The organism is Novosphingobium beihaiense (genome assembly GCF_022832375.1).
Classification (GTDB): domain Bacteria; phylum Pseudomonadota; class Alphaproteobacteria; order Sphingomonadales; family Sphingomonadaceae; genus Novosphingobium; species Novosphingobium beihaiensis.
Map to the genome: position 1 here is coordinate 1 of NZ_JALHLG010000051.1, position 8565 is coordinate 8565.

Sequence of the window (8565 nt, forward strand, 5' to 3'; positions counted from 1 at the left end):
GCGCCGCGCGCGGAAGCCCCGGCTCCGGCAGCGGACAAGCCCCGCCGCGCGCCCGAGATCGTCGATCCCAAGGCCTCTCCCACCCCAGCCATGCTCGGCTCCGGCAGCCGCCAGAAAGACCTGTTCGACCAGTACGAACTGCCGAGCCTCGACATTCTGGCCGATCCACCGCCCAATTCCGGCCAGAAGATCGACAAGCTCAGCCTGGAACGCAACGCTCGCCTGCTCGAAACCGTGCTCGACGATTTCAACGTCAAGGGCGAGATCACCGCCGTGCGCACCGGCCCGGTCGTCACCATGTACGAGCTGGAACCGGCCCCCGGCACCAAGGCGGTGCGCGTGATCGGCCTGGCCGACGATATCGCCCGCAACATGTCGGCGATCTCCGCGCGCGTCTCCTCGATTCCCGGCCGCACCGTCATGGGCATCGAACTGCCCAATGCCGAGCGGCAGATGGTCTCGTTCAAGGAAATGATCGCGTCTGAAGCCTTCGCCCACCACAAGGGCATGCTGCCGATCATTCTGGGCAAGGATATCGCGGGCGAGCCGGTCGTGGCGGACCTGGCGACGATGCCCCACTTGCTGGTGGCCGGTACGACCGGTTCGGGTAAGTCGGTCGGCCTCAACTGCATCCTGCTCTCGCTGCTCTACCGGCTCACTCCGGCGCAGTGCCGCCTGATCCTCGTCGATCCCAAAGTGCTCGAACTCAAGAGCTACGACGATATCCCGCACTTGCTCTCGCCCGTCGTCACCGAGCCGCCCAAGGCCGTGCGCGCGCTCAAGTGGGCGGTCGAGGAGATGGAACGCCGCTATCGCATGATGAGCGAGGTTTCCGTCCGCAATCTCGCCAGCTTCAACGAAAAGGTCCGCACCGCCGCCGCCAAGGGCAAGCCGCTCGGCCGCCGCGTGCAGATCGGTTTCGATCCCGATACCGGCGAGGAACTCTACGAGGAAAACCAGCTCGATTACGAAGTGCTGCCGCAGATCGTGCTGATCGTCGACGAGCTGGCCGACCTCATGGTCACGGTCGGCAAGGAAATCGAAGTCTTGATCCAGCGCCTCGCGCAGAAGAGCCGCGCGGCGGGCATCCACCTGATCATGGCGACGCAGCGCCCCTCGGTCGATGTCATCACCGGCGTCATCAAGGCCAACCTGCCGACGCGCGTCTCCTTCGCCGTCACCAGCCGCATCGACAGCCGCACGATCCTGGGCGAACACGGCGCCGAGCAGCTGCTGGGCAAGGGCGACATGCTCTACAAGCCCAGTTCCGACCCGATCAAGCGCGTCCACGGGCCTTTCGTGTCCGACGAGGAAGTGGAGCATGTGGCCGATTACTGGCGCACGCAGGGCACGCCGGACTACGTCACCGCCGTTACCGAAGAACCCGAGGAAGGCAGCTTCGGCTTCGACGATCTCGACGCCACCGCCTCCGACGCGCCCGAGGAGCGCAAGTACCGGCAGGTGTGCCAGCTGGTGTTCGAGAACCAGAAAGTCTCGGTCTCCTGGCTGCAGCGCCAGATGGGCGTGGGCTACAACACTGCCGCCAAATGGGTGGAGCGCATGGAGAACGATGGCTTCGTCGGCCCGGCCAACCACGTCGGCCGCCGCGACATCTACCGCGACGAGAACGGAAACCCGCTTTGAAACGCGCCTTGCTGCTGGCCGCGGCCATCGCGGCGCCCGCCACGGCGGCCACGGTGGAACTTACCGTGCAGGCCGGGCAGTGGGTCCAAGTCTTCGCCAACGACGTGGAACGCGCGACCGGCCGCAGCGTGCGGGTCGATACCGCGAGTGTCGCGGCAGGCGGGCTAGGCAGGCAGTTCCGGCAGGCCAGCGTGCTGCTGCGCGCGCAAGGGCCATATCCCTATGGCACCACGATCTATGCCCTGCGCAGCGTGAACTGTGCCGCCGGGCAGCAGGCCACGCACCAGTGGAGCGCGGTGGCGCCCAGCGGCGCCGTGCTGGGCGGGCAGGCCTATGCCAGCCCGCCCGTCCAGAAAATTCACTGGGATTCTCAGGACGGCAAAGTGCTCAAGTTCATCTGCCAGGGTATCCTGCCGCGCTAGGTGCGTTGTCACGCGCCGTGGCAAGCCGGAGCGGCTGCTAGCACCAGTTTTCGTAGGAAACGGACTTTCCGGATACGCTGACATAGCGAACACTAGCTACACAGACTATAGCAGGTGCAGCATCGACAGGATATCGACTTGCCGAAATATATCATAGTTCCCTTCGTAGTTTTCTTTGGATGCTGCGTGGCCCAATTCTGGTTCATGCAGAAGGTCCGGGACGCGCTGATAAAGCGCCATCCGGAGACGTTCTTGGCTATCGAAAAGTCATCTATATTTCCCTATCGAAGCCTCCAACGTTTCACCCGGGGAGGCAGATATAAAGCGCTCCAAGATGCAGAGCTAAACCGACATGTCCGCAACCTCAAACGCTTGAATATCGTAGCCGTCGCGTCATGGCTGGCTTACGGAATCGCAATCTTTACTGCCCCTATGAGCTAATATCCGCATTCCACCCATAGTTGCCGCTCAACCTGCTCTCGGCACTTCCCAACCGTAGGCATCCCTTCAGCCGGATTTGTCCACGCTACGTTGGAATCATGCACAGTGTCCGCCGCAGGGGTTGGTGAAATCCGATCCTGCGCCTAGATTGCGCGGCACGCAACTTCCCCATCGGACGCCCCCCACATGGAACACCAGACCCAAGCCTTCCCGTTGCAGGACGGATTCCTGCTGCTGGGAACGGCGCTTGTCTTCGTCCTGCTGTTCCGGCGGCTCGGGCTGGGCGCCACGCTGGGCTTTCTGCTCGCAGGCGCCGTTCTAGGGCCTTACGCGCTCGATCTGGTCGGCGATCCGGAAGGCAAGATCGGATTTGCAGAACTGGGCATCACCTTGCTGCTGTTCATCGTCGGGCTGGAGCTGGCGCCCCGGCGCCTGTGGCGGATGCGCAGCGAGATATTCGGACTGGGCCTGCTGCAGGTAACACTATGCGGCCTCGCGATTTCCGCGATCATCTTTTATTTCACGCCTTTCACGATCGAAGCTGCGCTGGCGCTGGGCCTGCCGCTGGGTCTGTCCTCCACCGCGCAGGTCCTGCCGATGCTGCAAAGCGCCGGGCGCCTGCATTCACCGGTGGGCGAGCGCTCTTTCGCGATCCTGTTGTTTCAGGACCTCTCGATCATCCCGCTGATCACGATCATCGCCGCGATGAACCGCAATCCCAACCTGCCCGAGGGCCCTCCGGGCTGGCAGCTCGCGCTGATCACCGTACTCGCCATTGCCGGGCTGATCGCCGCCGGGCGTTTCGTGATCCGCCCGCTGTTCCGCCTGATCGGCAATCTGGGCGAGCGCGAGATGTTCGTCTTCGCCGCGCTGTTCACCGTGATCGCCTCCGCCGCGCTGATGGAGGCTCTGGGGCTCTCCACTGCGCTGGGCGCTTTCATCGCGGGCGTCATGCTGGCGGACAGCCCCTACCGCCACGAGCTGGAAGCCGATGTCGAGCCGTTCCGCTCGATCCTGCTCGGCCTGTTCTTCATGTCGGTGGGCATGATGCTGGACTTGTCCGCGATTGCCGAACGGCCGCTGTTCGTCGCAGGCATGGCGCTGACGCTGATCGCGGTGAAGGCGGGGATCATCTTCGTGCTCGCCATGCTGTTCCGTATGCCCTGGCGCAGCGCGCTGGCGCTCGGCCTGCTGCTCAGCCAGGGCGGCGAGTTCGGCTTCGTGCTCTTTGCCCAGGCCGCCAACGCCTGGCTGATCGAACCACAGGCCGCGAGCCTGTTCGGCGCCATTGTCACCCTGTCGATGGTAACAACACCGTTCCTGATGATGGCGACCGCCCGCTTCCGCGAGGCTCCCGCCGGCAAGGAGGTGCGCGAGGGGCCGCAGCAGGACGGCGCCAATGCGCTGATCGTGGGATACGGGCGCTTCGGCCAGACGGTGGCGCAGATCCTGAACGCCGCCGGGATCAAGGTGACGCTGATCGACACCGACATCGAGATGATCGATGTCGCCGGATCGTTCGGTGCCAAGGTCTATTTCGGCGACGGCACCCGTATCGACATGCTGCGCCAGGCCGGGGCCGCCGAAGCCCAGCTGATCGTGTTCTGCATCGATGGCAACCAGCTGACCGAGGGCTTCCTCCACGCCGTCCATTCCAGCTTCCCCCAGGCCGAAATCCACGCCCGCGTGTTCGACCGCCGCAGCATGCTGCGGCTGAAGGACGCCCCGCTGAAATCAGCCATGCGCGAGGTGATGGAATCGGCCGCCATGCTGGCGCGCTGCGCGCTCAAGAGCGTGGGCCTGTCGCTGGAAGAGATCGACAAGGCGGAGAGCACATACCGCACGCAGGACAAGGAGCGGCTGGCCCTGCAGTTCGAGGCGGGCGACATGCGCGTCGCGCATGACCGCATCCTGACGGAGCCCGTGCGCGGCGGGCCTCACCCCGGAACCGAGTAACCCTCGAACCGTTTGATCCGGCGCAGCGAGAAGCTGCTTTTCATCGACGAGACGCCCGGCAGCCGCGCCAGGCAATCGCGGTGGATCTGGCCGTAATGATCGAGATCGGCGGCGGCCACGCGCAGCAGGTAATCGCCCGCGCCGCTCATCAGGTGGCATTCCAGAATATCGTCAAAATCGCACACCGCGCGCTCGAACCGGTCCAGCGCCTCGCGGCTCTGGCTGTCGAGCGTGATCTCCACGAAGACTTCCACCGACAGCCCCAGCCGCCGGGCATCGACCCTCGCGGCATAGCCCAGGATCAGCCCCTGCTCTTCCAGCGCCTTGATCCGGCGGTGACAGGCCGAGGGCGAGAGGTGCACAAGCGCCGCCAGATCGGCGATCGAGCGCGACGAATCCGCCTGCAACGCTTCCAGCAAGGCGCGATCCGCCCGGTCCATGAAATTTTCTCCCGAGATATAGGGTAAAATCGGGAAATATTACATTTTCATGAGAGATCAAGCGCAATTCCGGTGAAACATTGCGCCCGGCCCGGTGTACCTTTTCTCCAAGGCAACCCGCACCGGAGACGAACCATGCGCATCGGCACTGTCAAGGAAATCAAGAACCACGAATACCGCGTCGGCCTCACGCCTGAAAGCGTGCAGGAACTGGTGCGCAATGGGCACGAAGTCTGGGTGGAAATGGGCGCAGGCCTTGGCATCGGCGCCAGCGACGGCGAATACCAGCGCTGCGGCGCGACGATGATCGCCACCGCCGCCGAAATCTTCGCGGGCTGCGAAATGGTCGTGAAGGTGAAGGAACCGCAAGCCGTCGAACGCGCGATGCTGCGCGAAGGGCAGATCCTCTACACCTACCTGCACCTTGCGCCCGATCCGGAGCAGACCGCCGATCTCGTCAAATCGGGCGTCACCGCGATTGCCTATGAAACCGTGACCGGACCCGGCGGTTCGCTGCCGCTGCTCAAGCCGATGAGCCAGGTGGCCGGGCGCATGTCGATCCAGGCAGGCGCCACCGCGCTCGAAAAGGCCCACGGCGGGCGCGGCGTGCTGCTGGGCGGCGTGCCGGGCGTGATGCCGGGCAAAGTCGCGGTGATCGGCGGCGGCGTGGTCGGCTTCAACGCCGCGCAGATGGCGGCGGGTCTTGGCGCGGACGTGACGATCCTCGACCGCAGCGCCGACGTGCTCGAACGGCTGGGCAACCACTTCGAGGCGCGCGCCAAGACGCGCTTTTCCAGCACCGCCAACCTTGCCGAGAGCGTGGCCGAGGCCGATCTGGTGATCGGCGCGGTGCTGATCCCCGGCGCCGCCGCGCCCAAGCTTGTCACGCGCGAGATGCTGGGCACGATGAAACCCGGCGCAGTGCTGGTCGACGTCGCCATCGATCAGGGCGGCTGTTTCGAAACCAGCTATGCGACCACCCATGCCGATCCGACCTTCGTGGTGGACGGCATCGTTCACTATTGCGTCGCCAACATGCCCGGCGCCGTCGCCCGCACCAGCACGTATGCGCTCAACAACGTGACGCTGCCGCATGCGCTCGCCATCGCCGATGCCTTCGACGGGGCGGAGGGCTGGAAAGCCGCGCTGCGGGCCGATCCGCATCTGGCCGCCGGTCTCAACGTCCACGCCGGGCACGTGACATACGAAGCTGTGGCCCGCGAACTCGATTACGCGTTCATGCCGGTGGAAACCGTCCTGAAATAGGCAATTTGCCGGAGGCATTAACTTCATATTGAAAGCCTTGTCCCATGGATTGCCCATGCTTTCCGGGACAAGGCTCCTTCTGACCGGCCTCCTGGCCATCGTCTGCGCTCTGCTGGGCGCGCCGGTGGCTGCCGCCGCGCCGGGATTTCCCGCCGGATCGGTCTGCACGGCCCTTGCTCCGGCCCATGACACACAGACCAAAGCCAGCATCGCCGCACTGGCCCGGGATCCCGCCCGCTGGGATTGCAGCGGATCGAACTGGAAGATCGACGGGTCCAGAGCCAGCCTCGTCCGGATCGACATGACCGGGCATCCGCTCGCCCCCGGTTCCGTCCTGACCACGCGCCTCACCCGTTTCGGACAGCTCTCGCTGACCGCCATCGGCGCCGATGGCACCAGCGCCACTCGCGAGATCGCGCCCGGCGACCTGCAATTTTCCACCACCCATTGGAAAATGCGCATGCCCTTGCCCCGGCTGCACGCGCCCGTGGCGGCCTATGTCCTGAAAGTTACCGGCGCGCGGCATCCGGCCCTGCTGTCCGACGTGCATGTCGCGCCGCCGCCGAGCGAGGCCCATGTCGGCAACCAGCAACTGGTCCTGGCCGTGCTGTGCGGACTGATGCTGATGCCGCTGATCCTGAACTTCGGCTTCTACCGGGTGTTGCGCCAGCCCTTTGCGCTTTGGCACGCGCTGGCCGTGTTCGCGATGCTGATCCAGACTTTCGTCGCCAGCGGCCTGGTCAACCGCTTCTTCTCGCCATCGCTGCTCGAAATCTGCGTGCTGTCCTCGGCCAGCCTGGGTCTTGCCAGCATCGCCGCCACCCAGTTCCTCGCATCGCTGGTGGAGCCGGGTATGCTGGGGCGGAGACAAATGACGCTGCTGCGCGCCATGGGGCCCTGGATGGCGCTATGGTCGGTCTACTACCTCTTCGCGGACGGTGTGCTGCTGCCGACCGTTTCCGCCGTCTACTACGCCGCCTTCCTGCCGCTCTTCGCCATGCTGGTCTGGTCGATGATCACCGCGGCGCGGCGCGGCAGCCGCACCGTATGGTTCCAGATCATCGGCTGGGCTCCGCTGATCGTCACGGCCCTGGTGCGGATCGGGTCTTTGCTGGGCATGGCCGATTCGCCCTTGAGCGTGATGACCGCGCAGCACCTTTCGATCGGTTTCGAAGTCCTGCTGAGCACGCTGGGCGCGGCCGACCGCTTCATGACCATCAAGCACGAACGCGACCATGCGATTACGCAGGCCCGGTTCCTCGAAAGCCTGGCCGAACGCGATCCGCTGACCGGGCTCTACAACCGGCGCGGGTTCGAGGAACGCTACGCGCGGCTCGCCAAGAGCGGCTTCGACACGATGGCCGTGCTCGATCTCGATCACTTCAAGGCGGTCAACGACACGCTCGGCCATGCCATGGGCGATGCTGTGCTGAAAGCAGTCGCGCGCGCGCTGATGCCGGACGAGGACACGATCGCCGTGCGGTTCGGGGGCGAGGAATTCCTGCTGCTGCTGCGCGGACCGGACGCCGCAGACCGCGCCGAGCGCCGCCGCCAGTCGATCACCGCGCGCATCGCCGCCGAGATCAGCGGGCTCGACCGGCCCGTGACCGCCAGCATGGGGCTGATCACCGGCGCGCCGCCGATGCGCTTTGCCGATCTCTACGCCCGCTGCGACGCGCTGCTCTATCAGGCCAAGTCCGACGGCCGCGATCGCACCGTGCAGGACACGCTGGCCCTCAAGACCGGCAGCGAAGGCGAGACGGTTATCCGGCTGCGCTGAACCGTTCCGCCACGTCCTGCGGAATACGCATGACCCGGCCCGTCTCGATCGCAATCATCGCCCAGGTCGTGCGCGAACGCACGATCGCTTTTCCGTCCGCATTGCGGAATTCCACGCAGCGGTCGAACCGGGCGCCGTTGGGACCATCGGGGATGAACGTTTCCGCCGTCACGCTCTCGCCCTCGCGGATATTGCCGCGATAGTCGATCTCGTGCCGGGCCACGACCCAGGCATATTTTTCCTGCTGTTCGGGCAGCGCATGGGCTTCCCAATGCGCGACGGCGATGGCCTCCATCCACTGCACCCAGACCGCATTGTTGACGTGGCCCATCACATCGATGTGTTCGGGCCGCGCGGTGAATGTAAGGGTGAAGCGGTTCATACTACATCCGTTCGTGTCGAGCGAAGTCGAGACACATTTGCCTTGCCCTGACGTGTCTCGACTTCGCTCGACACGAACGGCAAGGGCCTTCGTTACCCCTCCACGCCCAGCTGCCACAGGATGAAGGCGAATTCCTCCGCCGTTTCCTTCAGGCTTTCGAAACGGCCGGACTTGCCGCCGTGGCCCGCGCCCATGTTGGTCTTGAAAATCAGCTCGTTGTCATCGGTCTTCAGC

The 8565-nt window shown here is 65.0% G+C and carries 7 protein-coding genes; 5 read left to right on the forward strand and 2 right to left on the reverse strand.

The features are described 5' to 3' along the window. From MTR66_RS18920 to MTR66_RS18930, 3 genes are all read left to right on the forward strand, one after another. A partial coding sequence (locus MTR66_RS18920) for a DNA translocase FtsK (protein WP_243923860.1) occupies window positions 1-1644 on the forward strand: 1644 nt, incomplete at its 5' end. Next, window positions 1641-2066, forward strand: coding sequence for a hypothetical protein (locus tag MTR66_RS18925; protein ID WP_243923862.1), 426 nt, complete (start codon window positions 1641-1643; stop codon window positions 2064-2066). The genes MTR66_RS18920 and MTR66_RS18925, both read left to right, overlap by 4 nt. Window positions 2067-2693: 627 nt before the next feature. Next, complete coding sequence (locus MTR66_RS18930; protein ID WP_243923864.1) at window positions 2694-4463, forward strand: cation:proton antiporter domain-containing protein; 1770 nt, start codon at window positions 2694-2696, stop codon at window positions 4461-4463. On the opposite strand, the gene MTR66_RS18935 is transcribed toward MTR66_RS18930, so the two are convergent. Further along, window positions 4445-4903: an Lrp/AsnC family transcriptional regulator gene (locus MTR66_RS18935; RefSeq protein WP_243923866.1), complete on the reverse strand. Its 459-nt coding sequence runs from the start codon at window positions 4901-4903 to the stop codon at window positions 4445-4447. The two genes, MTR66_RS18930 and MTR66_RS18935, sit on opposite strands and share 19 nt — an antisense overlap. Window positions 4904-5038: 135 nt before the next feature. Between MTR66_RS18935 and ald the strand changes: the two genes are divergently transcribed. Next, window positions 5039-6169: an alanine dehydrogenase gene (gene ald, locus MTR66_RS18940; protein WP_243923868.1), complete on the forward strand. Its 1131-nt coding sequence runs from the start codon at window positions 5039-5041 to the stop codon at window positions 6167-6169. Between the two features lie 55 nt (window positions 6170-6224). Further along, window positions 6225-7949 carry a sensor domain-containing diguanylate cyclase gene (locus MTR66_RS18945; protein ID WP_243923870.1) on the forward strand — a complete coding sequence of 575 codons (1725 nt, stop codon included), beginning with the start codon at window positions 6225-6227 and terminating at the stop codon, window positions 7947-7949. Here MTR66_RS18945 and MTR66_RS18950 read toward each other — a convergent pair. Then, window positions 7933-8331 (reverse strand): acyl-CoA thioesterase, encoded by a 399-nt coding sequence (locus MTR66_RS18950; protein ID WP_243923872.1) that lies wholly within the window; start codon window positions 8329-8331, stop codon window positions 7933-7935. The two genes, MTR66_RS18945 and MTR66_RS18950, sit on opposite strands and share 17 nt — an antisense overlap. Between the last annotated feature and the right edge of the window lie 234 nt (window positions 8332-8565).

Coding starts and splice junctions, on each gene's coding strand:
- MTR66_RS18935 (WP_243923866.1), bottom strand. CDS start 4,903: ATGGACCGGGCGGATCGCGCCTTGCTGGAAGCGTTGCAGGCGGATTCG.
- ald (WP_243923868.1), top strand. CDS start 5,039: ATGCGCATCGGCACTGTCAAGGAAATCAAGAACCACGAATACCGCGTC.
- MTR66_RS18930 (WP_243923864.1), top strand. CDS start 2,694: ATGGAACACCAGACCCAAGCCTTCCCGTTGCAGGACGGATTCCTGCTG.
- MTR66_RS18950 (WP_243923872.1), bottom strand. CDS start 8,331: ATGAACCGCTTCACCCTTACATTCACCGCGCGGCCCGAACACATCGAT.
- MTR66_RS18945 (WP_243923870.1), top strand. CDS start 6,225: ATGCTTTCCGGGACAAGGCTCCTTCTGACCGGCCTCCTGGCCATCGTC.